A 23,795-nucleotide genomic window follows, 5' to 3' on the forward strand; every position below is an offset into this window, starting at 1 on the left:
GTTCAGTCGGTCTCGGCGAGCGTGGAGCTGATGAGCGAGTCGAGGATGCTGCGGTCGGGAATCGCACCGAGGATGCGGGCGGCGACGCGGCCCTTCTTGTCGATCACGAGGGTCGTCGGCGTCGCCTTGGGCGGAACCGTGCCGCTGAACGCGAGCAACACCGAGCCGGTGTCACGATCGAGCACGGATGGGTAGGTCACACTGTGGTCTTTCGCGAATCCGAGGGCGGTGCTCGCGGAGTCGTAGAGGTTGACCCCGAGGAAGCCGACGTTCTGCGCCTGGTACTTCTTATGGAGCGCCTCGAGGTCGGGTGCCTCGACCCGGCACGGCGGGCAGCCCGCGTACCAGAAGTTGACGACGAGGACTTTGCCCGCATAATCCTTCGACGACACCGCGGCGCCGCGCTCGGTCGTACCGGCGAAGCTGACTGCCGGTCCACGGTGGTCGAGTGCGATCTCAGTGATCGACCCGTCGCCCGCGATGTAGTTCTGGCCCGTGCCTGCGCGGTACTGGGCTGCCAGCGAGTCGGTGGTGCAACCCGTAAGGAGGAGGGCGACGGCGGCCAGGGCCGCCGCGGGTGCGAGGATTCGGAGCCTGCGGTTCGTCGGGTTCGTCATCACACGGCCCCGACATCCGTCGCGGACGCCTGAAGCACGCGCGCCGGCTCGACGTACCCGACTTCGACGAGTGCTGTTTCGCCGTCGTCGCCGAGTCGCTGCTCGATGGTCGTGATGCTCGAGAGTGAGCAGCGGCGCTTGCGGGGATCGTGCGGGTACCGCTCGCCCGCGAGTGCGAGATGCGTGACCCAGATCGGCAGTTGGTGGCTGACCAGTACCACGTCGCCGGACTCCACGGACAGGAAAGCATCGTCGAGTGCCGCGCGCATGCGCCGGACGATGCTCTCGTACGGCTCGCCCCAGCTGGGCCGGAGCGGGTTGACGATGTAGGGCCAGTTGCGCGGTTTGCGCAGAGCGCGCCTCATCACAGTCCCCTCGAAGTGGTTCGTGGGTTCGATGATGCGGTCTTCGATGTCGACCGGGAGTCCGAGGGCGAGCGAGATCGGCGTCGCCGATTCGCGTGTGCGCTGAAGCGGGGAGGCGAGGATCGCCGATATCGCCCGGTCGCGTTCGACCAGGTCGTCGGCAGCCGCCTGGGCCATGCGGTGACCGAGTTTGGAGAGGCCGAAGCCTGACATCCTGCCGTACAGGATGCCATCGGGATTGAACACCTCTCCGTGTCGGACGAGATGGACCTGGCTTGCTACCACGCCCCCAGTCTACGGAGGCCTTTCCCTTGAATTCGCCGGGAACGGGCGGGCGGTAGGCTTGATGGCTGTGACCGCACGCGTTTTGATCAAGAACCTGTCCGCCCTGCCCGACGGCCCCGTCACCGTTGCGGGCTGGGTCGATACGGTCCGCGACCAGAAGAAGGTGCAGTTCGTCGTCCTTCGCGACGAGTCCGGCGCCGTGCAGCTGGTCAACCCCCGCACGACCGATGCCGACGGCGCTGTCATCGCCGACGAGCCCGCAACGACGATTTCGGGCCTCTCGCAGGGCACGTTCGTGGTCGCCACGGGCGAGCTCAAGCACGACGAGCGGGTCAAGCTCGGCGGCATCGAGATCAAGCTGTCGAGCCTGGTCGTCGAGACCGCATCGATCCCGGAGACGCCGATCGCCGCCGACAGTGGCATCGACAAGCGCATGGACTGGCGCTTCCTCGACCTGCGGGAGCCGAAGCACAACCTGATCTTCCGCATCCAGACCACGTTCGAGCACGCGATGCGCGAGTACTGGATCGACAACGACTTCATCGAGATCCACACCCCCAAGCTGATGGCGAGCGCCAGCGAGTCGCGCGCAGAACTCTTCGAGGTCGGGTACTTCGAGACTAAGGCGTACCTCGCCCAGAGTCCGCAGTTCTTCAAGCAGATGGCCCAGTCCGCCGGCTTCGGCAAGATCTTCGAAGTCGGCCCCGCCTTCCGCGCCGACCCCAGCTTCACGAGCCGCCACGCGACGGAGTTCACGAGCGTCGACAGCGAGGTGAGCTGGATCGACAGCCACGAAGACGTGATGAAACTGCACGAAGATCTCATCGTCGCCGGTTTCACAGCAGTGAAGGAGAAGCACGGCGAACAGGTCGCGGAGCTCTTCGGCGTCGAGATCGTCGTTCCTTCGACGCCGTTCCCGCGCATACCGCTCGCGGAGGCCAAGCGCATCGTCGCAGAGCGTGGCTACGAGGTGCCCCGCCACGACGACGACATGGACCCCGAAGGCGAGCGTCAGATCTCCGCGTATGTCAAGGAGGTCTTCGACCACGAGTTCGTCTTCCTGACCGACTACGCCTCCAGCATCCGGCCGTTCTACCACATGCGCCACGCGGACGACGCGACGCTCACGAACAGCTACGACCTCATCTTCAACGGCGTGGAGATCTCGACGGGTGCTCAGCGTGAGCACCGTATCGAGATTCTCGAGGCCCAGGCGCGCGAGAAGGGCCTGGACCCGGAAGAGCTCGAGTTCTACCTCGACTTCTTCCGCTACGGAGTACCACCGCACGGCGGCTTCGGCATGGGCCTGGCCCGGGTGCTCATGCTGATGCTGCACCTGTCGAACCTGCGCGAGACCACGTACCTCTTCCGCGGTCCGACGCGCCTCCTTCCGTAGCCGGCTCCACGCGTCAGCACTCGTCCACCAGTCGTCAGAGGCGCATCCATTCGGAACCTGCGACGAGGATGTGGCCGAGGAAGCGGAGCCCGATCGTTGCGGCTCCGGCACCGAGACGCCGGGTGACGGACACGTCGGCGACGCTCGGTTCGAGCGCACCGTTCGGATGGTTGTGAGCGACGGCGAAGGACCTGCCGCCCCTGGTGAGAACAGCCTGGAGCACCTCGCTCGGTTCGACCTGGACCGGCGTGTCCCCGCCGTCGCGCACGAAGACGACCTCCAACGGCCGGACAGCCCGGTCTGCGACCACCACCACGAAACGCTCGGTCGAGCGATGAGCCAGCTCGGGCACGACGATGCGTGCGGTCGCCTCGTCGTCGACGAGCGGGGACCAGGCCGAGGTCGTGCCCGCCCTCCGCCAGATCTCGAGCGTCGCAGTGAGGCGGCCCGCCATGGCTGGGCCGATGCCCGGCAGACGTTCGAGCCGGGTGACGTCCATCGCGGCGAGCCCACTGAACCCACCCGTCTGGCGGAGGATCGATCGCGCTGTTGCGAGCACGCTGCGGCCCGGCTGTCCGGTGCCGAGCACCAGCGCCAGGATCTCCTCGTCGGTGAGCACCCCCGGGCCCAGCCGGCGGAGTCTTTCGCGGGGTCGGTCATGCGGTGGGACGGCTGCAAGCGGCTCATCTTCCTCCTTGTCGAACATTCCCCCACGCTATGAGGCCGGCGTCCGCCACAGAGCGAGCGGCCGGAATCTGTGGACAAGCTGACCTGTGGATGGGGTTCGCGTGCGAGGCGTCCCTCGGTGTGAGATCGTGGAAGTGAGCGGCCACGAGCCGCCGTTTTCAGGCCACTAAGGAGTCGTCATGACCGCCAACACCGACGTCGTCATACTGTCTGCTGCACGCACACCGCAGGGCAAGATCAAGGGCAATCTCGCATCGCTGCGGGCTGTCGACCTGGGAGCCGTTGCGGTCCGCGCCGCGCTCGAACGCCTCAGCGCGGGAAGCGCTGGCGCGCTCGGCGCCGCCGACGTCGACGCGCTCATCTTCGGGCAGGTGCTGCAGGCCGGGGCCGGCCAGAACCCGGCGCGCCAGACCTCGATCGCATCCGGGATCGGCTGGCAGGTTCCCACCGTCACCATCAACAAAGTGTGCCTCTCGGGACTGGCCGCGATCGTCGACGCGGCCAGGCTCATCCGGTCCGGCGAGGCCGAAGTGGTCGTCGCAGGCGGCCAGGAATCGATGACGAACGCACCGCACGTCCTGCCCGGCTCCCGCCTCGGCTGGTCATACGGCTCCATCAGCGCGCTGGATTCAGCGGCTCATGACGGGCTCACCGATGCGTTCGACGGCGACTCGATGGGGGCATCCACAGAGCGCTTCACCTCCAAGCTCGGGCTGACCCGCGAGGCGCAGGACGAATTCGCGGCAGCATCGCACCGACGCGCCGGGGCTGCTGCCGCCGCCGGGATCTTCGACGCCGAGCTGGCTCCCGTGTCCATCCCCCAGCGGAAGGGCGATCCGATCGTCATCGATGCCGACGAGGGCGTGCGACCGGACTCGACCGCAGAAACGCTGGGCAGACTGCGCCCGAGCTTCGCGGACGACGGCACCCTCACCGCGGGCAACTCATCGCCACTGAGCGACGGGGCAGCGGCCGTCATCCTGACGAGCAGGGGGAACGCGGAGCGTCGTGGACTCCCCTGGCTCGCCGTCCTCGGCGCGAATGCGTCCGTTGCGGGCCCCGACAATTCGCTGCATTCGCAACCCTCGCACGCAATCGCTGCGGCGCTCTCGAAAACAGACCTCGCCGCATCCGATCTCGACTTCATCGAGATCAATGAGGCCTTCGCGGCGGTAGCGCTGCAGTCGATGGCCGACCTGGGGCTCGACCACGAGCGGGTCAACATCCACGGCGGCGCGATCGCTGTCGGACACCCGATCGGCGCTTCGGGCGCCCGTCTCGTCGTCCACGCAGCGCACGAGCTGAACCGTCGCGGATCCGGTCACGCTGCCGTTGCACTCTGCGGTGGCGGCGGCCAGGGTGACGCACTCATTCTCACCCGCTGACAGGAAGGGAAGCACCCGGTGGCGTGGCGCGGCCGCGCGGGCGGGTCATGTGACCAGATGGAGATCGAACACCGCGCAGCGCGGCCCCGCGTCCACCCGACGGCGTATGTCGCGCCGACGGCCGTCCTGAGCGGTGACGTCGAGATCGGTGCGCACTGCCGCATCCTCTTCGGCGCGGTCCTGACCGACGAGGGCGGCCCGATCCGGCTCGGCGAGCACGTCATCGTGATGGAGAACGCGATCATCCGCTCGACGAGGCAGAACCCAGTGACCATCGGCGACCACACCCTGATCGGTCCGCACACCTATGTGGTCGGCGCGAGCATCGAATCAGAGGTCTTCGTCGCGACCGGCGCCCGGATCTTCAACGGGGCACGGCTCGGTCGCGGGTCCGAAGTGCGCATCGACGCCATCGTGCACCTGCGCACGTCACTTCCCGAGGACTCCACCGTTCCCATCGGCTGGGTGGCCGTCGGCGACCCAGCGGAGATCCTCCCGCCCGACCAGCACCAGGCGATCTGGGAACGACAACGGTCGCTCGACTTCGCCGGATACGTGTTCGGCATCGACCCCATGAACATCGACCGGCCCTTCATGGTCGAGCTCACCGAGCGTTATGCGCGCTCACTCCACAGCCACGGGGGCGACGCCCTCGTCGACGACGAGACAGCCTCGATCTGAGAACACACGAAGGGCATCTCCCCGCATCCCGGGCGCGGAACCGTCAGCGCGTGCGAACCGGCTGGAACGCGTTCGCCGGATAGTAGGTGACAGTCGATGCCCACCCGTCCGGCAACAGCACGGGCAGGAACTCGCGCTCCGCCTCGACGCTGTCGAAGGCGATGTCGATGACTTCACGCCAGCGCCCGTCGGGCATGCGCTGCACGGTCGCCTCCCACGTCACTCCCGGCGTCTCCTTCGCCTGGAGCCGAAAGTGGAACCCGACCGCGCGCCGCCGCTTCAGCAGTGAGAGCAGCCCGCGATAGACCGCGAAACGCTCGACCTCGGTGAACCAGGGCCGCAGGCTGCGGACAAGCACGTCGGCGTTCCAGAGGATCGTCGTCGCAAGTCCCGCGCGCGACTCGTAGATGTCGACGGCGATCACGCCGGGCAGGCGGCGAAGAGTCATGCGGAGCGTGTTGCGCGTGATCCCCTCCTCGACCGTGCTGTGCAGGTAGAACGGAACAGAGGACTGCACCGAATAGGCGCCTTCGCGCTGCACGGCGTAATCGACCAGCCGCTGACCGGGGCCGAAGAACTCACCGAGTACGGCGAGCGCCGCGGCGACCTGTTCGTCCGGCGGATCATCCTCCACAGCACCCGCCGTGTCGGCGTACGCCGTCGACTGGTGAAGCACACCGAGCCGGAATCCGCCAGGGAGCGCCGGCCCCGCCTTCACGGTGAGCCACTGCGGGACCACAGCTGCGCGATCCATCGGGTTCTCGCGCCCCTCGATGCGCGGCACGATGTCGAGCACGTGCTCGAGCGCCAGCACCCGGATGCTCTCCGGAACCGGCACCCGGCCGAGCGGCGCGCCGGCCGTGACCAGGTGCGTGACCGTGAACCCGTGCCGCGCGGCCCGCACGGCGACCTGCGCCGCCACCATGCCGCCGAGGCTGAAACCGGCGAGCATCACCGGTTCACCCGGGGCGATGCCGGCGACCGTCATTGCGGCGAGCGCGGCGCGCGTCATCGTCGGCTCGTGTTCCGCACCGATCACCAGGTCGGCGGTGATGTCGTTCGGCGCGATGCCCGCCCGTGGATGCCACGATTTGGTGCTCGGGAACTGGACGAGCCAGCGGCGGATGCCGTCCGCTGCGATCCTGGACGTGATCCTCACGACCCCGACCTCGTTGCGATCGTCGAGATCCGGGTCGCAGAGGTCGTCGATCTCCCGCTGGCTGACCAGCAGATCGCGGTACCCGGTGATCTGACGCCTCCGCATCGCACCTGCCGCAAGTCCCGGAAACCCGAGTGGGTCCGGGTAGGTGCCGAGCGTGAGACCGAGCTGGTCGGCCGTCGAGTCGTGAAGGCCCGATGACGGCACGTAGTCGACCGGCGCATCCGGATCGCGCCACCATCGCACGAAGTCGGCGATCTGCGGAAAGGCGACCACGAGGAAATCGTCGAAGGTCTGCACCGACGGGTCGTGTCCGTCGATCAGCCACCCGCGGCGGCGACCGAGCCCGACTGCCTTGGCGAGGATCCCCCGAAGCGTGAACACAGCAAGGTATGGTCGCGCCCGCCACCGTGGCGACACGATGCCGATCAGGCTCGACGCCAGCGCCACCGGCCCGAGGAGGAAGCCCGCGAGCCGGGCCGTCGCGCCCACGAATCGCGGCGCGCCGCTCAGATAGGAGGAACTGAACACGTCCGACCGGCGGCGCCGAGAGGTCGGGGACGGGATGACGAACGGATACTCGACCCGCCGCATCCGCTGGCCCGCGTACCAGATCCATGCCCACGCATAGCCGACCAGCCAGGAGACCAGCCAGACCAGCCAGACGACGATCGCGACCACGACCAGCACGACTCCGGCCGCCAGCGCCAGCACGGCACCGCCGACGACCCCGATCACGAGGAGGATCCAGCCGAAGCCTCCGCGCCCCGCCCACACCCGGGGCGGAAGCTCGGCCTTCATGGCGTCAGCCTACCGCGGCGCCCCAAGCTGCTAGCGCGGTCTGTCGAAGCGCGCGCCCTCCGGCTTGGATCGCTGTTCGAGCAAGATGAGCAGGATGAAAGCGCCACCGAACGGGATCAGGCCGAGAAGGGCGAGCGGTCCGGCAAAGTTCGCGTCGTGCAGGCGTCGCCAGATCAGCGCCAGGAATGGCACGACCGTGCCGAGGACCCAAGCGCCGAGGAGCACTGAGGGCAACCAGGAGAGCGAGCTCAGGGGGCCGGGCCGGACGATGCCGTGGGCGCTCGTGGCACCGGCAACGATGAAGACCATGATCGCGATGTAAAGTGCCACGACCACGACGACATTGACGCCGAACCACCACCAGAATTCGCTGCGGCTGGCGCGGCCGGTGAAGTCCGCATACTTCGCGAAGAAGCGCCGGATCGCTTGGCCGAGGGAGGCTCCGTAAAGGGGTGCCCACAATGGGGTATCGCTTGTTCGTTCGGACGAATAGGTGGGCGCGGTGGTGATCGGGTTGTTCATGGTGGTTCACGCTAGGGCGACCATCTCCGCCCTATGTGGCATTCACGATCGCTCTCAGGGGCGATCCCACCTGGATTCGGTGCTGATGCGGCCCGCCTACGTGCCACGTCCCCACAACGCAAGGGCGGCCTCCGTAGAGGCAGCACATGGGGAGCGGGCCCGTCGGCCCCCGACCTGACCCTGTTGTCGGCAGCCCATTGCACGCTAGCTTGTCCATACGAGCGCCGCCAGGGTGGTGCGCCGACCGTCGGAAGGACGATCACATGTTCAACAACTTCTGGAACGTCATCTGGCTCTTCTTCTGGGCCTTCGCGTTCCTCGCCTACCTCATGGCGCTGTTCGCGATCATCGGTGACCTGTTCCGCGACCAGAAGCTGAACGGATGGTGGAAAGCCGTCTGGATCATCTTCCTCATCTTCATGCCGTTCCTCACCGCCCTCGTCTACCTGATCGCGCGCGGACGTGGGATGGCCGAACGCCAGGCCGAGGCAGCCAACCGGGCACGCACGCAGGTGGACGACCGCATCCGCACGGTCGCCACCACCTCACCGGCCGAGGACATCGCGAAGGCCAAACAGCTGCTCGACAGCGGCGTCATCTCGCAGGGAGAATTCGACGCGCTCAAGGCGAAGGCCCTCGGCAGCAACCTCTACGCCGGATCCTGACCAGCGCCCGGTTTTCGGCCCTTGACCTCGGATTCCGCGGGTCAGGGGCCGTCTGGGCGACCCGGATGTAATATGCATGTATGCCTGTCCCAACGACCGAGAGCGTCACACCGCGCAGGCTGATCCGCGACGAAGTCTTCCTCCGGCTGCTCGACGCCATCGTCAGCGGAGACCTCGCCCCAGGCGAGCAATTGCACGACTCCGAGATCGAAGAATGGGTCGGTGTCTCACGCACACCCGTCCGTGAAGCACTCAACCAGCTCGCGGCGATGGGGCTGGTCGAGGTGCTTCCCCAGAAGCGCACGCGGGTCGCGCCGATCGACATCCCCCGCCTGCGGGGTCTCGTCGCCATGCTCGGCGCGCTCTACGTCAGCGTCGTCCGCGACACGGTTCCGCTCGTCACCGAGGGCGACCTCGCGGAGCTCGACGAGTTCGCCCAGCGTGCAGAAGCGGATGAACGGGAGGGCGTCTCCGAGGATCGCCGCCAGTCCCACCTCACCGACTCACTCCTCAACATCTACGTGCGCCGACTCGACAACAAGACCATCGCCAGGCTCACGACCCGCCACGTGCCCGAACTCAGTCGCGCGCTGAAGGCCACGCCGTCGCTGCGCGGATTCCAGTTGGGCGCCCCCATCATCCGGGAGATCGTCGACGCCACCAGGCGTCGCGACGCCGACGGCGCTGCCGCGAGCGTCCGTCAGTACTGGGATGTGGCCCTCACCGCCCTCGTCGACGACCTGGCCGAAGACGTCAGCGCCGCGACCGCATCGAAGGCGGTCTGACCGTGCCACTACCCACCACGGACTCACGGCCGGTCGAACGCCGGCTCCTGCGCGACGTCGTCTACGAACGGCTCTACACCGCGATTCTCGACGGCACGCTCGAGCCCGGCGAGGTGCTCCTGGACGAGAAGCTGACGGCGTGGCTGGGCGTCTCCCGCACACCGGTGCGCGAAGCCCTCATGAAACTCGCCGACATCGGCCTCGTCGAGCTCGCCCCGAACCGCTACACGCGGGTCGCGCCCATCGACCTCCGCGCGATCGACGAGGCGATCTACGCGACCGGGATCCTCGTCGAATACGCGGCACGCACCTCCGTCGCGACGATGGAGGCGGCAGCGATCCGCCGACTCGGGGAGTACAGCAAGAACGCCAAGCGGCTCGCAGCATCCGGAGACCTGCCCGGGCTCGGCGCCGCCTTGCGCGACTTCTTCGTCGAGTTCGAGAAATCCACCGACAACACCGTGCTCCTGACGGCCGCCGAGGGTCTCAGCCCGCAGCTGCTGCGCTATGTGACCGTCTGGCAGATGCCGTTCGAGATCGAGGATGTGGCGTCAGCGGTCGCGGAGATCGCGGCCGCCGCGAAAGCCCGCGACGGAGAACGCACGGCCGAGCTCATCCGCGACCTGTACGCGCCGGCGCGCGAGACGTTCATCCGGGACTACCGTCGCACGGACGCCGAGATCGACGCCCGGCCGCTCGTCTGATCAGGCGGGCCCGCACCGCTCGTCCGACGACGCGTCGGTGGCCAGGTCGGCGGCCCGGCGATCCGGGTCAGACCTCGAAGTCGACCGACGAGCGCTCCGCGACCACCGACCGGATGAACGAAGCCACCGTGAGATGATCCGGATGCTCCTGGTAGCGCAGCAACGCGGCCTCATCCTCGTAGTCGGCGATCAGCACCAGGTCGAAATTCGCGCCGGGGTTGAGCACGTTCGTGCCCACCTCGAGCCGCAGGATCTCGGGGATCGACGCGGGCAGCGCCTCGAGGCCGCGGGCGATCGCGGCGGCGTGCTCAGCGCGCTCCGCCTGATCCGTCGCGGCGAGTTTCCACGAGACGACGTGGCGGATCATGATGCCTCCAGGAGTGCTGTGCGAAGACGTGCCGGATCGACGCGCCAATAGGTGTGCATCCGCCCGTCGATGAGGACCACCGGGATCTCGTCGGCATAACGCTCGAGCAGTTCCGGATCGTCGAGGATCGAGCGCTCGGCGATCGTGATCTCGGGCGACCCTTCCGGCAGTCCGGCGACGACACCCGTGATGACATCGCGGGCGTCATCGCACAGATGGCAGCCGGGTTTGCCGATCAGGGTGAGGTCGACGTGGGGCACGGGGTCAAGCATAGTTTCGGGCAGCAAAAAGCGCCGAACCCCCGAAGGATCCGACGCTCTCGACCAGTACAGCAGCGAGGGACGACCCCCGCGGAAGCTCTACTTCTTGTTGCGACGCTGGTGGCGCGTCTTGCGAAGCAGCTTGCGGTGCTTCTTCTTCGCCATACGCTTGCGGCGCTTCTTGATTACGGAACCCACAAAGACCTCACAAAGAATAGGGGGTTTGCCGCGGGTTTCGCGGCGACACAAAGGCCAAGTCTAGCGGAACCTAGGCGGTCTCGGCGACGTGGTTCTCCAGGGCATGCGTGACGGCCGACTCGGGGACCCGGAAGGAACGCCCGAAGCGGATCGCGGGAAGCTCCCCGGAATGCACGAGCCGGTACACGGTCATGCGTGACACGCGCATCATGTTGGCCACCTCGGCAACCGTCAGGAAACGCACGTCGGAAAGATCGGCAGCCATCTCGATGGTCCTTTGCGTTCGGGTAATCGCAATGTTACTCGTGTGACGCGAGTAGTGAATCGAAACTCTATGGCAGCGTGCCCGCGCTGTAAATAGGGAGGTCGGAAGGCTATTCGCGACGCCACTTGCGCGGCGTCACCTTCTCCACCGCGGTGGTCACCCGGTGGCTGGTGTCCGCCAGGACCTTGCCGACCGAACCGGCGAACTCGCGCGTCTCCTGGGCGAGCGCCTCGCTGGCTTCCAGCTCCTCGAAATCGGAGGAGAGGAACGGGATGATCCAGTCCTCGACGTCCTCGAGCGGACCCGAGTCCAGCTGGTAGTAGCGGTGCTGGCCCTCCTCGCGCACCTTCACGAGCCCCGCATCCCGCAGCACCTTCAGGTGCTTCGACACCGTCGGCTGGCTCAGCTCCAGCTTGGCGACGATCTCGGAGACGCTGATCTCCCCGGAATGATGCACATCATCGACGTATCGGTCGAGCAGGACACGGAGGATCTCGCGTCGGGTCGCGTCTGCGATCACGTCAAAGATGTCGGCCATGGGTCAAGGGTAGTCACTTCGGCCACCGGAGTACCATGACAAGCTGTTGCCTGTCGTCGGGGAGGAGCAACGGATGAGCGCTGCCCGGGTTTCGCGCCTCACCCCCACGAGCTGGGGCGGACGGCTCAGGGAGGCGGTCAACGGCTTCGCGGGCCGCAGCCCTTCACGATTCGCGATCGTCGTCTTCGTGTCGCTCATCCTGCTGTTCACTCTCCTCTTCTCGTTGCCCATCGCGACCGTCGAGCGCAGCAGCACTCCCCTCGCCGATGCGTTGTTCACCGCCGTCTCCGTGATCTGCGTCACGGGCCTGTCGACCGTCGACATGGCGACCCACTGGTCGGGCTTCGGCCACGTGCTCGTCTACGTCGGCGTGCAGATCGGTGCGGTGGGTGTGCTGACCATGGCGTCCATCCTCGGGCTGGTGATCTCGCGCAGGCTCGGACTCCGGGCGAAGCTCATGGCGGCGAGCGACTCCAACCCGCTCCGCCTGCACAGCGGTCCTGTGGCCGAAGGGCAGGCCGTGCGGCTCGGCGAGATCGGCAACCTCCTGGTGACGATCGCGATGAGCATGATCGTCATCGAAGGTCTGGTCGCGGCCCTGCTCTTTCCCCGCATCCTGATCGCGGGATTCCCGCTGGGTGAGTCCATCCTCGACAGCCTCTACTACTCGGCCATGGCGTTCACCAACACGGGATTCGTCCCCAACGCCGAAGGACTGGCACCGTTCGCGACCGACTTCTGGTTCCTCGGCGTCCTCATGATCGGCGTCTTCCTGGGCGCGATCGGATTCCCGGTGATCTACGCGATCGCGCAGAACCTGCGCCGGGAGAACCGGGGACGTCGCCGGCGCTGGTCCATCCACGTGCGGCTGACACTGCTGATGATGGCCATCCTGCTCGTCGCCGGTGCGGTGCTGTACATCGTCCTCGAACACGACAACCCGAAGACGTTCGGCCGGCTCGGACCGGGAGACACGGTCTTCCAGTCGTTCTTCCTGTCGACGATGAGCCGATCCGGCGGGTTCTCGACGATCGACATCAGCAAGCTGAACGGGTCGAGCCTGCTCGTCACGGACATGCTCATGTTCATCGGCGGCGGGTCGGCCTCCACGGCCGGCGGCATCAAAGTCACCACGCTGGCCGTGCTCTTCCTGGCCGCCCTGGCGGAGGCGCGCGGAGTCGAGTCGATGGATGCGTTCCGTCGGCGCATCCCGGGCGACGTCCTGCGGCTCGCGGTCGCCATCGTGCTGTGGGGCGCGACCACCGTCGCCGTGTCGAGCATCGTCATCCTGCAATTCACGAAAGCGCCGCTCGACCATGTGCTCTTCGACGTCATCTCGGCGTTCGCGACCTGCGGCCTGTCCACCGGTCTTACCGAGAGACTGCCGGACGCCGGGGTCTACGTCCTGGCCGCGACCATGTTCCTCGGGCGCGTTGGTACAGTGACACTCGCTGCCGCGCTCGCGCAGAGCCAGCGGCGGCAACTGTTCCAGCGCCCGGAAGAGAGGCCCCTCGTTGGTTGACCGGATCAAGCACGACGCGCCCGTTCTCGTGATCGGGCTGGGGCGCTTCGGGGCCGCGACCGCGGGCGAACTCGACCGGCTCGACCGCGAAGTGCTCGCCATCGACGCCGATGCGGGACTCGTCCAGAAATGGGCCGAACGGGTCACCCATGCCGTGCAGGCCGACGCGAAGTCGATCGACGCGCTGCGCCAGATCGGAGCGCAGGACTTCTCGATCGCCGTCGTCGCCGTGGGCTCGTCGATCGAAGCGAGCGTTCTCATCACCGCGAACCTCGTCGACCTGAAGATCCCGCAGATCTGGGCGAAAGCGATCTCGCACTCGCACGGGACGATCCTCGAGCGCATCGGCGCGAACCACGTGATCTACCCGGAGGCGGAGGCCGGCGAACGGGTGGCCCACCTCGTCTCGGGGCGGATGCTCGACTTCATCGAATTCGACGACGACTTCGCGCTCGTCAAGATGTTCCCGCCGAGGCCGATCCGCGGACTGCCGCTGTCGGAGTCGGGTGTGCGCCGCAGGCACAACATCACGGTGGTCGGAGTGAAGAGTCCCGGCAAGCCCTTCACGTACGCGACGCCGGACACTGTCGTCACGGACCACGATCTCATCATCGTCTCCGGCGCCTCCGCCGACATCGAGCGTTTCGCCGCCCTCGAGTCCTAGCTGAAGCGGTTGAGTCCGGGAAAAGTCCGCCGATTCTCTCGAATCGTGCGGACTTTTCCCGGACTCAACGCATCGCACGTGGGTTGTGGAGAGATCAGCGCACGAAAGACGCGGGTCGTGGACGATTGAGGGATGAGTTCTGGGGGGAATGCAGCAAACTCGCTTCGTCGGAACGGGTTCACGGTGCGACAGGCGCGCGCGATCGGAATGAGCCGGCATCGCCTGCTGCGCGACGACCTTCAGCGACCATTCCACGGAGTGCGTTCGGTCGGCGTCGACCTTTCCGACCACCTCTCGCGCTGCCGGGCCCTCCTGCCCCGACTGAAGGACGGTGTGGTCTTCAGCCACGCCTCAGCGGCGGTGATCCATGGCATACCGATTCCGCGGCGGCTCGAGAAGGGCCCGGTGCATGTCAGCGCCTTCACGCCCGACCGCGAACCCCAGCTCCGCGGTGTGGCCGCTCACGAACTTCAGCACGCGGGCCAGGAGGTCCTCCGTATCGGCGAGCTCCCCGTGATCGGTGCGGCGGATGCGTGGGTGCAGCTGGCGTCGACGCTCGGCGAGGACGATCTCGTCGCGGCGGGAGACTTCCTCGTCACGGGCGACGAGCCGTATTCCGGTCGCAGACCGCCGAGCTCGATCGACCATCTCCGGGTGGCGGCAGCACGCTGCGCGCACAGACGCGGCATCACGAAGGCACGTCGTGCGCTGGAGTTGATCCGTTACGGATCGCTCTCGCCTCGTGAAACGCTCGTCCGACTGCTGATGCAGAGGGCGGGCCTGCCCGACCCCCTCCTGAACCACCGGGTGATCGGCCCGGAGGGCGATTTTGTCGCGATGGTCGACCTTGCGCTCCCCCAGTCCAGGCTGGCGATCGAGTATCAGGGTGAACACCATCGAACCGATCCCGCTGTCTACAACGATGACATCCTCCGACGAGAGCGCTTGGAGGACGCCGGCTGGTCGGTGATCTACGTCACTGCCCGCGACCTCGGGACCACCCCGGAGGCCCTCGTCCGCCGAATCCGCTCCCGACTCGCTCGTTGAGTCGAGTCCGGGAAAAGGCCGCGAGAGTCCAAAGAATCAGTGGACTTTTCCCGGACTCGACTCAATTCAGGGCTGGGCGAGCTCGCGGGCCCGAGCCAGGGCGGCGTTGGTGGCGCGGTCGAAGAGCGCCTTGAGGTCCGCGGACTCGAGCACGCCGATGGCGCGTTCGGTCGTCCCGTTCGGGCTGGTGACCCGGCGCCGCAGCTCGGCAGGGTCCTCGCCGGATGCGACGAGCAGTTCGGATGCGCCCAGGAACGTCCCATGGACCAGCTGCCTCGCCTGCTCCCGCGTGAAGCCCTTGTCGACCGCGGTCGCTGTGAGCTGCTCGACGAGGTAGAAGACGTAGGCGGGGCCGGAGCCGGAGATCGTGCTCAGCGCATCCAGCCTGCTCTCCGGAACCTCCACGACCTCGCCGACCGTCTCGAAGAGGGTGCGCACGACGGCCATGTCGTCCGGCGAAGAACGGTGACCGCCACTGATGCCGGTGACGGCGCGCCCGACGATCGCAGGCGTGTTGGGCATCGACCGCACCACCGCCACCGATCCCGGAAGGTGCGCTTCGAAGGTCGAGGTGGTCACCCCCGCGGCGACGCTGACGATCACGGCTCCTGGCGTCACCGAGCCGGCGATCTCGCGGAGCAGGTCGGGCACCATGTGCGGCTTGACAGCGACGAGCACGATCTCGGCTCCGTCCACGGCGAGCCGGTTGGCGTCTGCGTTCTCCGCAGTCGCGAAGGCGGTGACTCCAGGGGTTTCCGCGAAGTCGTTGGCCTTCTCGCTGGTGCGGTTGGTGACGCGGATGCCGCCCTCGACCTTCACGCCGGGTTTCAGGAGTCCGGCGAGGATCGCCCCGCCCATGGAGCCCGCCCCCAGGATCGCGATGGTGGGAAGGATGATGGTCTGCGTCTCGGTCACACGACCATCCTAGGATTGTCAGCATGAGCGCATCCGGTGGAAACAGAGCGATCGTCGCGGCCCTCCTGGCCAACCTCGGAATCGCGCTGACCAAGTTCATCGCCTGGTTCGTCTCGGGTTCCTCGTCGATGCTCGCCGAGGGCGTGCATTCGCTCGCGGACTCCGGAAACCAGCTGCTCCTGATGCTCGGCGGCCGACAGGCGAAGAAGCACGCGGACAAGGAGCATCCGTTCGGCTACGGACGCGAACGCTACGTCTACGCGTTCGTCGTGTCGATCATCCTGTTCTCCGTCGGTGGTGTGTTCTCCGTCTACGAGGGCATCGAGAAGTTGCGGCACCCGCACGCGCTCGACAACGTCTGGGTGCCGCTTCTCGTCCTGGTGATCGCGATCGGGCTGGAGAGCTTCTCGCTGCGCACGGCGATCCGCGAGTCCACGCCGCTGAAGGGCAAGCAGTCGTGGGTCCAGTTCATCCGTCGCGCCAAAGCACCTGAACTGCCGGTCGTGCTCCTCGAAGACGTCGCCGCCCTCATCGGCCTCGTGTTCGCGCTGTTCGGCGTGGGACTGACCGCGATCACGCACAACGGGGTGTTCGACGCCATCGGCACGCTGCTCATCGGCCTGCTGCTCATCGTGGTCGCGATCGTGCTCGGCATCGAGACGAAGAGCCTCCTCGTGGGGGAAGGGGCGAGCGACGAGGACGTCGCTGCGATCGAAAAGGCGGTGCTCGCCGGCGACGAAGTGGAGCGGATCATCCACATGAAGACGCTGTACCTCGGACCGGATGAACTCCTCGTCGCGACCAAGGTCGCGGTGGCCGGCGACGACCGGCTCGCCGATGTCGCGAAAGCGATCGATGTGGTCGAGGCGCGTATCCGGGCGGCCGTGCCCATCGCCCGCTCCATCTATATCGAGCCGGATGTGTGGGTCGACCCGGAGGGGACCCATCCGACCACGGACGCCATCGTCATCAAGGGCCTCGAGTGACGCGCGTGGCCCTCGTGCTCCAGCACGACCCCACGATCCATCTGGGCAACATCGGTCCGGTGCTGCGCGAACACGGGTACGATGTGCGCGTCGTGGACGCGACGACCGAAGACCTGACGGCCATCGACCCCGGCGAGGCGGATCTCGTCGTCGTGCTCGGCGGCGAGATGGGTGCGTATGAGACGGATGCGCATCCCTTCCTCCTCGACGAGCGCGCGCTCCTGCGCGACCGCCTCGCTGGCCGGCGACCGACCCTCGGGGTGTGTCTCGGCGCGCAGCTGATCGCAGGCGCACTCGGCGAGCGCGTCTACAAGGGGGAAACGAAGGAGATCGGGTTCCGCCCGGTCGAGACCACGCCGGCCGGAGCGGATTCGCCGGTGCGGCATTTCGCGGGAGTTCCTGTCGTGGAATGGCACGGCGACACGTTCGAACTCCCGGCCGGGGCGACGCTGCTCGCTTCGTCGAGCGCATACTCCAACGAAGCGTTCTCGATCGGCGACTACGCGCTGGCCGTGCAGTTCCATCCCGAGGTGACCGACGAGATGCACGAGCAGTGGGTCGTCGACGGCTACAACGAGCTGTCGGATCAACGACTCGACGCGGATGCCCTCCGTGCGGAACGCGAACAGTATTCGGCAGCCATGCAGGAGGCGTCGCGGCGCGCGTTCGGCGAGTGGCTCGACCAGCTGGACGCCGCCCGGCACTCCTGACCCGCGTTTCGCGCCCGTTGTGTCTCGCCGCACGCGTTAAACCTCGTGCGATGAGACACAGGTAGTGCGGCGAGCGGCCGCGCTCAGCGCTTGGCGACGAAGAAGTCGTACAGCAGTGCGCCGCACGCTTCGGCCTCGACACCGGCGAACACCTCGACGCGATGATTGAGCCGCCGGTCGCGGAGCACGTCGTAGACGGATCCTGCGGCGCCGGCCTTCTCGTCCCACGCGCCGAACACGACCCGCGGAACCCGCGCCGCAAGGATCGCGCCCGCGCACATCACGCACGGCTCGAGGGTCACGACGAGCGTGCATCCCTCCAGGTGCCAGTCGTCGCGCGCGGCGGCCGCCTCGCGCAGGGCCAGCACCTCGGCGTGCGCGGTGGGATCGTGACGCAGTTCGCGCTCGTTGCGCCCTGTTCCGATGACCTGGCCATCCGCATCCACCACGAGCGCTGCGACGGGGACGTCGCCCGTGTCCAGCGCGCGGCGCGCTTCGGCGATGGCGTCGCGCATCAGGGCGCCGAATTCGGCGGGGGCGGCCAGGGCCAACGCGTCATCTCCATTCGCCGGGCGCTCTTCGCAGCGGTCAGATAGATTGAGCCTATGCGAGTCCACGTTGCCGACCACCCCTTGATCACGCACAAGCTGACGGTGCTCCGCAACAAGAACACCCCCTCGCCCGTGTTCCGTGCCCTCACCGAAGAGCTCGTCACGCTCCTCGCCTACGAGGCGACGCGCGCCGTGCGGGTCGAGCCGATCGACATCGAAACGCCGGTGACGGCGACGACGGGCGTGACACTCAGCAAGCCCAAACCGCTGGTCGTGCCCATCCTGCGCGCGGGGCTCGGGATGCTCGAAGGCATGGTCAGGCTCATGCCGAGCGCCGAAGTCGGCTTCCTGGGGATGGTGCGCAACGAGGAGACACTGGAGCCGACGACATATGCCGAGCGCCTGCCGGAGGACCTCTCGGACCGCCAATGCTTCGTGCTCGACCCGATGCTCGCCACGGGCGGCTCGCTCGGAACGGCGATCGAGTTCCTCTTCAAGCGCGGCGCGGTGGACGTGACCGCCATCTGCATCCTGGCCGCTCCGGAGGGCCTCGCGGCGCTCGAGAAGGCGACCGAGGGACGCGACGTGACCATCGTCCTCGGCGCCCTCGACGAGCGCCTCAACGAGAACGGCTACATCGTGCCCGGGCTCGGAGACGCGGGCGACCGGTTGTACGGAACGGTGTGAAACATTCCGTCATGATTTGACATCGCGAGTCATTCTCCGTTTTACTTGCGAACATGACTGACAACTCGCGTACCCTGACCTCCTTCGAGGCCCCTGGGGATGCCGGCATGATGATGCCCGGCCGTGACGCTGTCATGTGTTGCCGAATGTGCCGCTAATCTAGCGACCCTTCGCCGAGTCCCGACGCCGCCGACCCACTGAGTCGTCCCGGCCGCGGACTCCCCGGATGCCCCACACCCGCATCCGAACATCGGCCGATCTGTGGCCCAACACAACACTCGAATCCCTGGCACAGCCGTATCTGACAGCCATATCTGCAGATGGCACTGGATGATCCAGACGCGACGGATTCACCGCATCATCACCAAAGGACTCCTCCCATGTCTCTCGCAACCGTCGAAACCACTCCCGCCTACTCCCCCGCCCGCCGCCTCGCCGCGGCTCCCGCCGCGACTGCACCCGCTGCAGCCCCCACGCCTCCCCCGGCCGCCACGAAGATCCGCGCCGTCCCGAACGGGACCGAGGCCCGCGGCTTCGTCCTCTACGTCGGCATCGACGAGGCGAAAGCCGCCGCCGCCGGCACCGACCTCGGCCAGCTCGTCGAAGCTCTCAAGCGCCTGACCGCGGAGATCGCGCCGTCTGCCGAGACGTACGCCGCCGTCGCACTCGCCCCTGAGGGCGCAGGAGGACGCGACGTGGATGTGGTGCGCCTCGCCCTGCAGGACCCCGCCGCGATCGCCAAGCACCGTCACGTCGCCGAAGAAGTGGATGAGGACCGTGCTTCCGGCGGCGTCGTCGTGGACATCTCGCGCAAGCGCCTGGTGCTCGACAACCAGCCGGCCGCCCTCACCTACAAGGAGTTCGAGTTGCTCCAATACCTGGTGCTGCGCGAGGGCCGCACGATCGAGCGCGCGGAGCTCATCGCGTCGCTGTGGAGCGCCACCGACGACGAGGTTCCGAACGAGCGCACGATCGACGTGCATGTGCGTCGACTGCGCGCGAAGCTCGGCCGCTTCGAGGACATCGTGCGCACGGTGCGCGGCGTCGGCTACCGGTTCGACCGTCACGCGGACGTGTCTATCCGCCACGCGAGCGCCCCGAGCCCCGACCTCTTCTAGGGGGCCGCGCGCTGTGCCCGCTCCGTTCCCCGGCGGCCGCGAGATCGGTCGCCAGAAGTTCGGGCCGCGCGGCGGTCGGTCGCCAAAGTTTTGGCGACCGACCAGGGATGGGCGTTCGGGCCCGAGATTGGTCGCCAAAAGTTCGGGCCTCGAGGCGATTGGTCGCCAAAGTTTTGGCGACCAATCACGGTTGCGACCAATCACGGTTGCGACCAATCACGGTTGCGACCAATCACGGTTGCGACCAATCACGGTTGCGACCAAGCACGGTTGCGACCAATCACGGTTGCGACCGAGCACGGTTGTGACCAATCACGGCGGCGAGCGACCGGCGGCGGCGACCGCCGGGTTGGCCTCTACGCGGACCGCTGGTAAACGCGGAAGGCACTCGTCGCGAGCGCGGCCATCACCACGGTCAACGCGGACAGCAGCCCGACGTGCACCCAGATCGACGCCCAGTCCGGGCTCGCGCTGAGCGCCTCGCGCCCCACCACGACCGCCCACTCGAACGGGTTGTATTTCGCGACCGTCTGGACCCACTCGGGCGACAGCGCCGTGTTCATGATCGCCGAGCTGAGGAACATCAGCGGCAGGGTGATCAGTTGCGAGATCCCGATCAGCACGGTCTGTTCGCGCGCCAGCAGCGCCGCCGCATTCGACAACGAGCAGAAGATCGCGGTCAGCAGGACCACCGCGAGCATCAGGATCAGGATGCCTGTCGGCCCACCCGAGAACCGCGCGCCGGCGAGGTACGCGATCCCGACCACGATGAGGCTCTGCACGACGGCGAGGATGGACTGGTAGATGAGCGATGAAACGATCATCGCCGGCCGGCTCGTTGGCGAGGTGAGGAACCGGTCCATCACGCCCCGCTGCATGTCCTGGATGTAGACGGTGCCCGACCACGCGCTGCCGAACAGCGCCATCATCATGACGATTCCGGGCGTCAGGAACTCGAGATAGCTCTGGCCGGATCCGAAGCCGGGTATCTCGACGACCGACTTGAACAGCTGGCCGAAGAGCAGCAGCCAGATGACGGGCTGGACGATGTTCATCACGAGGAAGGCCGGGAAGCGCGCCGCTGCGCGCAGCTGCCGCCCGGTGAGGATGAACGTGTGGGTCAGTGCGATGGTCATGATGCGCTCTCCAGTGCGTAGTTCTCCTGTGCCTTGCTGAGGGTGCGGCCGGTGTGCCGCAGGTAGACGTCGTCCAGGCTCGGGCGGGCGACGGTTGCGGATGCGACGACGAGCGCGGCCGTCTCAAGAGCGGCGAGCGCCTGCGGGAGGGTCGCGGCACCGAGGTCGGCCCGTGCGCGGATGGTCCGCCCATCCGCCCCGATCTCCCGGAGCGCGTCGACGCGTGCGAGCGCCGCAAGAGCGCTGGCGGGGTCGCTGTCCGGAGCGAGCTCGATGACGACGGCGTCGCCGCGCAGCCCGTTCTTGAGCTCCTCCGGCGTGCCGCCCGCGACGACCGTACCGTGGTCGACGATCGCCAGCCTGCTGGCCAGACGGTCCGCTTCTTCCAGGTAGTGGGTGGTCAGCAGCACCGTCATGTGCTCGAGCTTGGTCATCCGTTCGATCTCGGCCCACAGTTCGGCGCGGGCCTCCGGGTCGAGTCCGGTGGTCGGCTCGTCGAGGAACAGCACCTGGGGGCGGTTCATCAGGCCGATGGCGACATCGAGTTTGCGGGCCATTCCGCCCGAGTACGTCTTCACCTGGCGGTCGGCCGCCTCGCCGAGGGCGAAGCGGTCGAGGAGTTCGGTGGCCCGCGCCCGCGCATCCCGTGCACTCAAGCCCTGGATGCGGCCGGCGAGGACGAGGTTCTCCCGCCCCGTGTCCACCGGATCGGACACCGGTTTCTGTGCGACGAACCCGATCGCCCTGCGCACGTCGGCCGGGTGACGCGTCACGTCGATCCCGGCGACCGTCGCTCTCCCCGCGTCGGGTTGGGCCAGTGTCGAGAGGATCTTGATGGTCGTCGACTTGCCGGCGCCGTTAGGCCCGAGCAGTCCGAAGACGGTGCCGGCGTCAGCGGCGAAGCTGAGGCCGTCGAGCGCTCGGACCGGCGGTTTGCCCCGCCCGGTCGAATAGGTCTTGACGAGTCCGTCGGCTTCGAGAGCCGACGTTGTGTTGTTCGCCATGGTGGCGTCCTTCCTATGGTGGAAGTCGTGCCGGCCGGGCTGCGCAGTACCATTGCAGTGGACCCTCGGTGACTGTTGACGCAGGTTCCGTTCGCGGAACGACTGGGGTTTGGGTGGCTCGGATGTTGGCGCATCCGGGCCACCATTTTCATTGGGACAGCGGATTGTCTAAGCCATGTCAGCTCCGTCGCGATCCGAACAGCATGCGGGCGAGCACCAGCATCATGACCACGAATCCGCCGAGCAGCGCGAGCCACGACCAGAGCCAGCCGATGGTGAAGCTCAGCACGATGAAGAGGGCGAAGGCGACGAGCCAGATGACGGCGGTGTAGATACCGAAGCGGGCTGCGGACTCCGGCTCCTCCTCGAAGCGGTTCGGAACCGTGTACTCCCGCTGCGCCTGGCGTAGCCAGGCCTTGTGGCGGTTGGTCTGGGTGGCGCCCAGGAAGGCGAAGACGACGACACCGGCCACCAGGCCGACAGCCGCGAAGACGATGCCCCACAGAGGAAGGACGCCCAGCGCGACGAGCCCGGCGAAGCCGAGACCGTAGACCGTCAGGAACGATGCGAGCGCATAGCCCGCACCACGACCGGACGGCACGGGGTGGTTGGCCGTCGTCTCTTGGACGAGCGAGTCGCCGACGATCCACCCGACCCCGGTGGCGCCGATGCCGAGCAGCAGGATCGTGACTCCCACCGGGAGTGCGAGCACCCCGGTGGCCGCAAGGCCCGCGAGCAGGAGTCCCACGATCGCGACGATGGATGCCAGAACGACCCGCACGACGAACGCCGGCTTCGGTCGCACCTTCTGCAGCCGGTAGGCAGGATTCTGCGGACCCCAGGCCGGGGCGGGCGTGGATGCGTCGCGCGCGTCGGACTCGATCGACTCGCCGACGAGTTCGGTCACGTCACCGAGCTCGTCGATGGCCTGCTGCGCCGCATCCACCGGATTCGCTCCACCGGCCTCGAGGTCGGCGACCCGAGCCATGAGGTTCGCGCGCACCTCTTCCTTGAGGTCCTGCACCTCCGGCGTCAGCGGGATGCCGGCGAAGGCTTCGTCGAGGAGCCGGTGGATGTCGCCACCGCGTCGGGGTGTGGTGTTGTCAGTCATTCTTCGCATCCTTTACGGCGAGGAGTGTGTCGATGATCGCCTTGGTCGCGACCCAGGCTTCGACGTTGCCGTGGTAGACCGCACGGCCGGCGTCGGTGATGCGGTAGTACTTGCGGCGGCCGCCCTGCGTCTCGTCGCCCCAGTAGGACTCGACGAGGCCGTCCTTCTCGAGCCGGCGATACGTGGCGTACAGCGTCGCTTCCTTGATCTCGTACCGGCCACCGGTCGAATCGCGGATGGCCTTGTAGATCTCGAAGCCGTACTGGTCGTCGCGCCGCAGCAGCCCGAGCACGATCGTGTCGGTGTGGCCGCGCAACAGATCGGCCGCGAAGGCGTTGTTCTCGCCCGCCGCTCCGGTCGAGGCATTCGGGATGTTCATCACGACAAGTACTGTATCACACACAGTACTTGAATCAACAGACCTGTGGGCATGCGGCCCTCCGATAACTGCGGCAAAGCAAACTCGCAGAAAAATAACGGATTGGTAACTAGCGGTCGTTACCTCTTCGTTATATAGTCGAAGAGCGTTAGTTGTTTGCTGTGGCAACCAACGCGGAATGTGATTGCAGGACACTCTTGGTGCAAGGGAGAGGGCCGGCCGCTAGCCTCTGCGGCCGGCCCTCAATCTGTCCCGGCCCGAATCGACTCCTCTGAATCGCTGGCA

Annotated in this window: 29 protein-coding genes; 13 read left to right on the forward strand and 16 right to left on the reverse strand. The window is 67.1% G+C overall.

Annotated elements, in window-relative coordinates; genetic code table 11:
• Positions 1–2: 2 nt before the first annotated feature.
• Positions 3–617, reverse strand: a complete 615-nt coding sequence (locus tag ACV7NN_RS08180; RefSeq protein ID WP_463349074.1) for a TlpA family protein disulfide reductase — start codon at positions 615–617, stop codon at positions 3–5.
• Positions 617–1,267: a histidine phosphatase family protein gene (locus ACV7NN_RS08185; protein ID WP_463349075.1), complete on the reverse strand. Its 651-nt coding sequence runs from the start codon at positions 1,265–1,267 to the stop codon at positions 617–619. The genes ACV7NN_RS08180 and ACV7NN_RS08185 overlap by 1 nt, the downstream gene beginning before the upstream one ends.
• 61 nt (positions 1,268–1,328) lie before the next feature.
• Here ACV7NN_RS08185 and aspS point away from each other — a divergent pair, with 61 nt between their 5' ends.
• On the forward strand, positions 1,329–2,663 hold the full coding sequence (gene aspS / locus ACV7NN_RS08190) for an aspartate--tRNA(Asn) ligase (protein ID WP_463349076.1): 1,335 nt from the start codon (positions 1,329–1,331) through the stop codon (positions 2,661–2,663).
• A 34-nt stretch (positions 2,664–2,697) separates the two neighbouring features.
• Here the strand turns inward: aspS and ACV7NN_RS08195 are convergent, their stop codons facing one another.
• Positions 2,698–3,369 carry a JAB domain-containing protein gene (locus ACV7NN_RS08195; protein WP_463349077.1) on the reverse strand — a complete coding sequence of 224 codons (672 nt, stop codon included), beginning with the start codon at positions 3,367–3,369 and terminating at the stop codon, positions 2,698–2,700.
• A gap of 160 nt (positions 3,370–3,529) precedes the next feature.
• On the opposite strand from ACV7NN_RS08195, the gene ACV7NN_RS08200 reads away from it, so the two are divergent.
• Together ACV7NN_RS08200 and ACV7NN_RS08205 are read left to right on the forward strand one after the other, a co-directional pair.
• Positions 3,530–4,735 carry an acetyl-CoA C-acetyltransferase gene (locus ACV7NN_RS08200; protein ID WP_463349078.1) on the forward strand — a complete coding sequence of 402 codons (1,206 nt, stop codon included), beginning with the start codon at positions 3,530–3,532 and terminating at the stop codon, positions 4,733–4,735.
• Positions 4,736–4,792: 57 nt separating this feature from the next.
• Positions 4,793–5,416 carry a gamma carbonic anhydrase family protein gene (locus ACV7NN_RS08205; RefSeq protein WP_463349079.1) on the forward strand — a complete coding sequence of 208 codons (624 nt, stop codon included), beginning with the start codon at positions 4,793–4,795 and terminating at the stop codon, positions 5,414–5,416.
• Between the two features lie 43 nt (positions 5,417–5,459).
• Here the strand turns inward: ACV7NN_RS08205 and ACV7NN_RS08210 are convergent, their stop codons facing one another.
• Together ACV7NN_RS08210 and ACV7NN_RS08215 are read right to left on the reverse strand one after the other, a co-directional pair.
• Positions 5,460–7,376, reverse strand: coding sequence for a hypothetical protein (locus tag ACV7NN_RS08210; RefSeq protein WP_463349080.1), 1,917 nt, complete (start codon positions 7,374–7,376; stop codon positions 5,460–5,462).
• Positions 7,377–7,406: 30 nt separating this feature from the next.
• Positions 7,407–7,898, reverse strand: a complete 492-nt coding sequence (locus ACV7NN_RS08215; protein ID WP_463349081.1) for a DUF805 domain-containing protein — start codon at positions 7,896–7,898, stop codon at positions 7,407–7,409.
• Positions 7,899–8,161: 263 nt separating this feature from the next.
• On the opposite strand from ACV7NN_RS08215, the gene ACV7NN_RS08220 reads away from it, so the two are divergent.
• From ACV7NN_RS08220 to ACV7NN_RS08230, 3 genes are all read left to right on the forward strand, one after another.
• Positions 8,162–8,563, forward strand: a complete 402-nt coding sequence (locus tag ACV7NN_RS08220; RefSeq protein WP_463349082.1) for an SHOCT domain-containing protein — start codon at positions 8,162–8,164, stop codon at positions 8,561–8,563.
• An 80-nt stretch (positions 8,564–8,643) separates the two neighbouring features.
• Positions 8,644–9,348 (forward strand): GntR family transcriptional regulator, encoded by a 705-nt coding sequence (locus ACV7NN_RS08225; protein WP_463349083.1) that lies wholly within the window; start codon positions 8,644–8,646, stop codon positions 9,346–9,348.
• 2 nt (positions 9,349–9,350) lie between these two features.
• Positions 9,351–10,052 (forward strand): GntR family transcriptional regulator, encoded by a 702-nt coding sequence (locus tag ACV7NN_RS08230; protein ID WP_463349084.1) that lies wholly within the window; start codon positions 9,351–9,353, stop codon positions 10,050–10,052.
• Positions 10,053–10,119: 67 nt separating this feature from the next.
• Here ACV7NN_RS08230 and ACV7NN_RS08235 read toward each other — a convergent pair whose 3' ends face one another.
• The 5 genes from ACV7NN_RS08235 to ACV7NN_RS08255 form a co-directional block, all read right to left on the reverse strand.
• Positions 10,120–10,419 carry a Dabb family protein gene (locus ACV7NN_RS08235; RefSeq protein WP_463349085.1) on the reverse strand — a complete coding sequence of 100 codons (300 nt, stop codon included), beginning with the start codon at positions 10,417–10,419 and terminating at the stop codon, positions 10,120–10,122.
• Positions 10,416–10,691 carry a glutaredoxin family protein gene (locus tag ACV7NN_RS08240; RefSeq protein ID WP_463349086.1) on the reverse strand — a complete coding sequence of 92 codons (276 nt, stop codon included), beginning with the start codon at positions 10,689–10,691 and terminating at the stop codon, positions 10,416–10,418. The genes ACV7NN_RS08235 and ACV7NN_RS08240 overlap by 4 nt, the downstream gene beginning before the upstream one ends.
• Positions 10,692–10,778: 87 nt before the next feature.
• Positions 10,779–10,877 (reverse strand): 30S ribosomal protein bS22, encoded by a 99-nt coding sequence (locus tag ACV7NN_RS08245; protein ID WP_003792170.1) that lies wholly within the window; start codon positions 10,875–10,877, stop codon positions 10,779–10,781.
• Positions 10,878–10,947: 70 nt separating this feature from the next.
• Positions 10,948–11,142 (reverse strand): helix-turn-helix domain-containing protein, encoded by a 195-nt coding sequence (locus tag ACV7NN_RS08250; protein ID WP_463349087.1) that lies wholly within the window; start codon positions 11,140–11,142, stop codon positions 10,948–10,950.
• 109 nt (positions 11,143–11,251) lie between these two features.
• Positions 11,252–11,680, reverse strand: a complete 429-nt coding sequence (locus ACV7NN_RS08255) for an ArsR/SmtB family transcription factor (protein WP_463349088.1) — start codon at positions 11,678–11,680, stop codon at positions 11,252–11,254.
• Positions 11,681–11,753: 73 nt separating this feature from the next.
• Here ACV7NN_RS08255 and ACV7NN_RS08260 point away from each other — a divergent pair, with 73 nt between their 5' ends.
• The 3 genes from ACV7NN_RS08260 to ACV7NN_RS08270 all read left to right on the forward strand — a co-directional run bounded on the left by ACV7NN_RS08260 (position 11,754) and on the right by ACV7NN_RS08270 (position 14,913).
• Positions 11,754–13,202 carry a TrkH family potassium uptake protein gene (locus ACV7NN_RS08260; RefSeq protein ID WP_463349089.1) on the forward strand — a complete coding sequence of 483 codons (1,449 nt, stop codon included), beginning with the start codon at positions 11,754–11,756 and terminating at the stop codon, positions 13,200–13,202.
• A complete protein-coding gene (locus tag ACV7NN_RS08265) occupies positions 13,195–13,866 on the forward strand; it encodes a potassium channel family protein (RefSeq protein ID WP_463349090.1) in 672 nt (223 codons plus the stop codon). The genes ACV7NN_RS08260 and ACV7NN_RS08265 overlap by 8 nt, the downstream gene beginning before the upstream one ends.
• 132 nt (positions 13,867–13,998) lie before the next feature.
• Complete coding sequence (locus tag ACV7NN_RS08270; RefSeq protein ID WP_463349091.1) at positions 13,999–14,913, forward strand: hypothetical protein; 915 nt, start codon at positions 13,999–14,001, stop codon at positions 14,911–14,913.
• 66 nt (positions 14,914–14,979) lie between these two features.
• On the opposite strand, the gene proC is transcribed toward ACV7NN_RS08270, so the two are convergent.
• Positions 14,980–15,828, reverse strand: a complete 849-nt coding sequence (gene proC, locus ACV7NN_RS08275) for a pyrroline-5-carboxylate reductase (protein WP_463349092.1) — start codon at positions 15,826–15,828, stop codon at positions 14,980–14,982.
• 23 nt (positions 15,829–15,851) lie between these two features.
• Here proC and ACV7NN_RS08280 point away from each other — a divergent pair, with 23 nt between their 5' ends.
• Together ACV7NN_RS08280 and ACV7NN_RS08285 are read left to right on the forward strand one after the other, a co-directional pair.
• Positions 15,852–16,814, forward strand: a complete 963-nt coding sequence (locus ACV7NN_RS08280) for a cation diffusion facilitator family transporter (protein ID WP_463349093.1) — start codon at positions 15,852–15,854, stop codon at positions 16,812–16,814.
• A complete protein-coding gene (locus ACV7NN_RS08285) occupies positions 16,811–17,524 on the forward strand; it encodes a glutamine amidotransferase (protein ID WP_463349094.1) in 714 nt (237 codons plus the stop codon). Before ACV7NN_RS08280 ends, ACV7NN_RS08285 begins: the two co-directional genes overlap by 4 nt.
• Positions 17,525–17,607: 83 nt before the next feature.
• Here ACV7NN_RS08285 and tadA read toward each other — a convergent pair whose 3' ends face one another.
• The gene (gene tadA / locus ACV7NN_RS08290; protein ID WP_463351264.1) at positions 17,608–18,039 is read right to left on the reverse strand and encodes a tRNA adenosine(34) deaminase TadA; all 432 of its coding nucleotides are present in this window, start codon (positions 18,037–18,039) and stop codon (positions 17,608–17,610) included.
• A 90-nt stretch (positions 18,040–18,129) separates the two neighbouring features.
• On the opposite strand from tadA, the gene upp reads away from it, so the two are divergent.
• Both upp and ACV7NN_RS08300 read left to right on the forward strand, forming a co-directional pair.
• Complete coding sequence (gene upp / locus ACV7NN_RS08295; RefSeq protein WP_463349095.1) at positions 18,130–18,762, forward strand: uracil phosphoribosyltransferase; 633 nt, start codon at positions 18,130–18,132, stop codon at positions 18,760–18,762.
• 380 nt (positions 18,763–19,142) lie between these two features.
• On the forward strand, positions 19,143–19,880 hold the full coding sequence (locus ACV7NN_RS08300; protein ID WP_463349096.1) for a winged helix-turn-helix domain-containing protein: 738 nt from the start codon (positions 19,143–19,145) through the stop codon (positions 19,878–19,880).
• Positions 19,881–20,236: 356 nt separating this feature from the next.
• On the opposite strand, the gene ACV7NN_RS08305 is transcribed toward ACV7NN_RS08300, so the two are convergent.
• From ACV7NN_RS08305 to ACV7NN_RS08320, 4 genes are all read right to left on the reverse strand, one after another.
• A complete protein-coding gene (locus ACV7NN_RS08305; RefSeq protein WP_463349097.1) occupies positions 20,237–21,016 on the reverse strand; it encodes an ABC transporter permease in 780 nt (259 codons plus the stop codon).
• Positions 21,013–22,020, reverse strand: a complete 1,008-nt coding sequence (locus ACV7NN_RS08310) for an ATP-binding cassette domain-containing protein (RefSeq protein ID WP_463349098.1) — start codon at positions 22,018–22,020, stop codon at positions 21,013–21,015. Before ACV7NN_RS08310 ends, ACV7NN_RS08305 begins: the two co-directional genes overlap by 4 nt.
• Positions 22,021–22,198: 178 nt before the next feature.
• On the reverse strand, positions 22,199–23,131 hold the full coding sequence (locus tag ACV7NN_RS08315) for a permease prefix domain 1-containing protein (protein ID WP_463349099.1): 933 nt from the start codon (positions 23,129–23,131) through the stop codon (positions 22,199–22,201).
• A complete protein-coding gene (locus ACV7NN_RS08320) occupies positions 23,124–23,510 on the reverse strand; it encodes a PadR family transcriptional regulator (protein WP_463351265.1) in 387 nt (128 codons plus the stop codon). The genes ACV7NN_RS08315 and ACV7NN_RS08320 overlap by 8 nt, the downstream gene beginning before the upstream one ends.
• Positions 23,511–23,795 lie beyond the last annotated feature (285 nt).

Source organism: Leifsonia sp. Ger2509 (assembly GCF_055231915.1).

Bases quoted from the DNA above. Each gene is read 5' to 3' on its own strand.
- ACV7NN_RS08180 (WP_463349074.1), bottom strand. From the start codon at position 617: ATGACGAACCCGACGAACCGCAGGCTCCGAATCCTCGCACCCGCGGCG.
- aspS (WP_463349076.1), top strand. From the start codon at position 1,329: ATGGCTGTGACCGCACGCGTTTTGATCAAGAACCTGTCCGCCCTGCCC.
- ACV7NN_RS08195 (WP_463349077.1), bottom strand. From the start codon at position 3,369: ATGTTCGACAAGGAGGAAGATGAGCCGCTTGCAGCCGTCCCACCGCAT.
- ACV7NN_RS08200 (WP_463349078.1), top strand. From the start codon at position 3,530: ATGACCGCCAACACCGACGTCGTCATACTGTCTGCTGCACGCACACCG.
- ACV7NN_RS08205 (WP_463349079.1), top strand. From the start codon at position 4,793: ATGGAGATCGAACACCGCGCAGCGCGGCCCCGCGTCCACCCGACGGCG.
- ACV7NN_RS08210 (WP_463349080.1), bottom strand. From the start codon at position 7,376: ATGAAGGCCGAGCTTCCGCCCCGGGTGTGGGCGGGGCGCGGAGGCTTC.
- ACV7NN_RS08215 (WP_463349081.1), bottom strand. From the start codon at position 7,898: ATGAACAACCCGATCACCACCGCGCCCACCTATTCGTCCGAACGAACA.
- ACV7NN_RS08220 (WP_463349082.1), top strand. From the start codon at position 8,162: ATGTTCAACAACTTCTGGAACGTCATCTGGCTCTTCTTCTGGGCCTTC.
- ACV7NN_RS08225 (WP_463349083.1), top strand. From the start codon at position 8,644: ATGCCTGTCCCAACGACCGAGAGCGTCACACCGCGCAGGCTGATCCGC.
- ACV7NN_RS08235 (WP_463349085.1), bottom strand. From the start codon at position 10,419: ATGATCCGCCACGTCGTCTCGTGGAAACTCGCCGCGACGGATCAGGCG.
- ACV7NN_RS08240 (WP_463349086.1), bottom strand. From the start codon at position 10,691: ATGCTTGACCCCGTGCCCCACGTCGACCTCACCCTGATCGGCAAACCC.
- ACV7NN_RS08250 (WP_463349087.1), bottom strand. From the start codon at position 11,142: ATGGCTGCCGATCTTTCCGACGTGCGTTTCCTGACGGTTGCCGAGGTG.
- ACV7NN_RS08255 (WP_463349088.1), bottom strand. From the start codon at position 11,680: ATGGCCGACATCTTTGACGTGATCGCAGACGCGACCCGACGCGAGATC.
- ACV7NN_RS08260 (WP_463349089.1), top strand. From the start codon at position 11,754: ATGAGCGCTGCCCGGGTTTCGCGCCTCACCCCCACGAGCTGGGGCGGA.
- ACV7NN_RS08270 (WP_463349091.1), top strand. From the start codon at position 13,999: ATGAGTTCTGGGGGGAATGCAGCAAACTCGCTTCGTCGGAACGGGTTC.
- ACV7NN_RS08280 (WP_463349093.1), top strand. From the start codon at position 15,852: ATGAGCGCATCCGGTGGAAACAGAGCGATCGTCGCGGCCCTCCTGGCC.
- tadA (WP_463351264.1), bottom strand. From the start codon at position 18,039: ATGCGCGACGCCATCGCCGAAGCGCGCCGCGCGCTGGACACGGGCGAC.
- upp (WP_463349095.1), top strand. From the start codon at position 18,130: ATGCGAGTCCACGTTGCCGACCACCCCTTGATCACGCACAAGCTGACG.
- ACV7NN_RS08300 (WP_463349096.1), top strand. From the start codon at position 19,143: ATGTCTCTCGCAACCGTCGAAACCACTCCCGCCTACTCCCCCGCCCGC.
- ACV7NN_RS08305 (WP_463349097.1), bottom strand. From the start codon at position 21,016: ATGACCATCGCACTGACCCACACGTTCATCCTCACCGGGCGGCAGCTG.
- ACV7NN_RS08310 (WP_463349098.1), bottom strand. From the start codon at position 22,020: ATGGCGAACAACACAACGTCGGCTCTCGAAGCCGACGGACTCGTCAAG.
- ACV7NN_RS08315 (WP_463349099.1), bottom strand. From the start codon at position 23,131: ATGACTGACAACACCACACCCCGACGCGGTGGCGACATCCACCGGCTC.
- ACV7NN_RS08320 (WP_463351265.1), bottom strand. From the start codon at position 23,510: ATGAACATCCCGAATGCCTCGACCGGAGCGGCGGGCGAGAACAACGCC.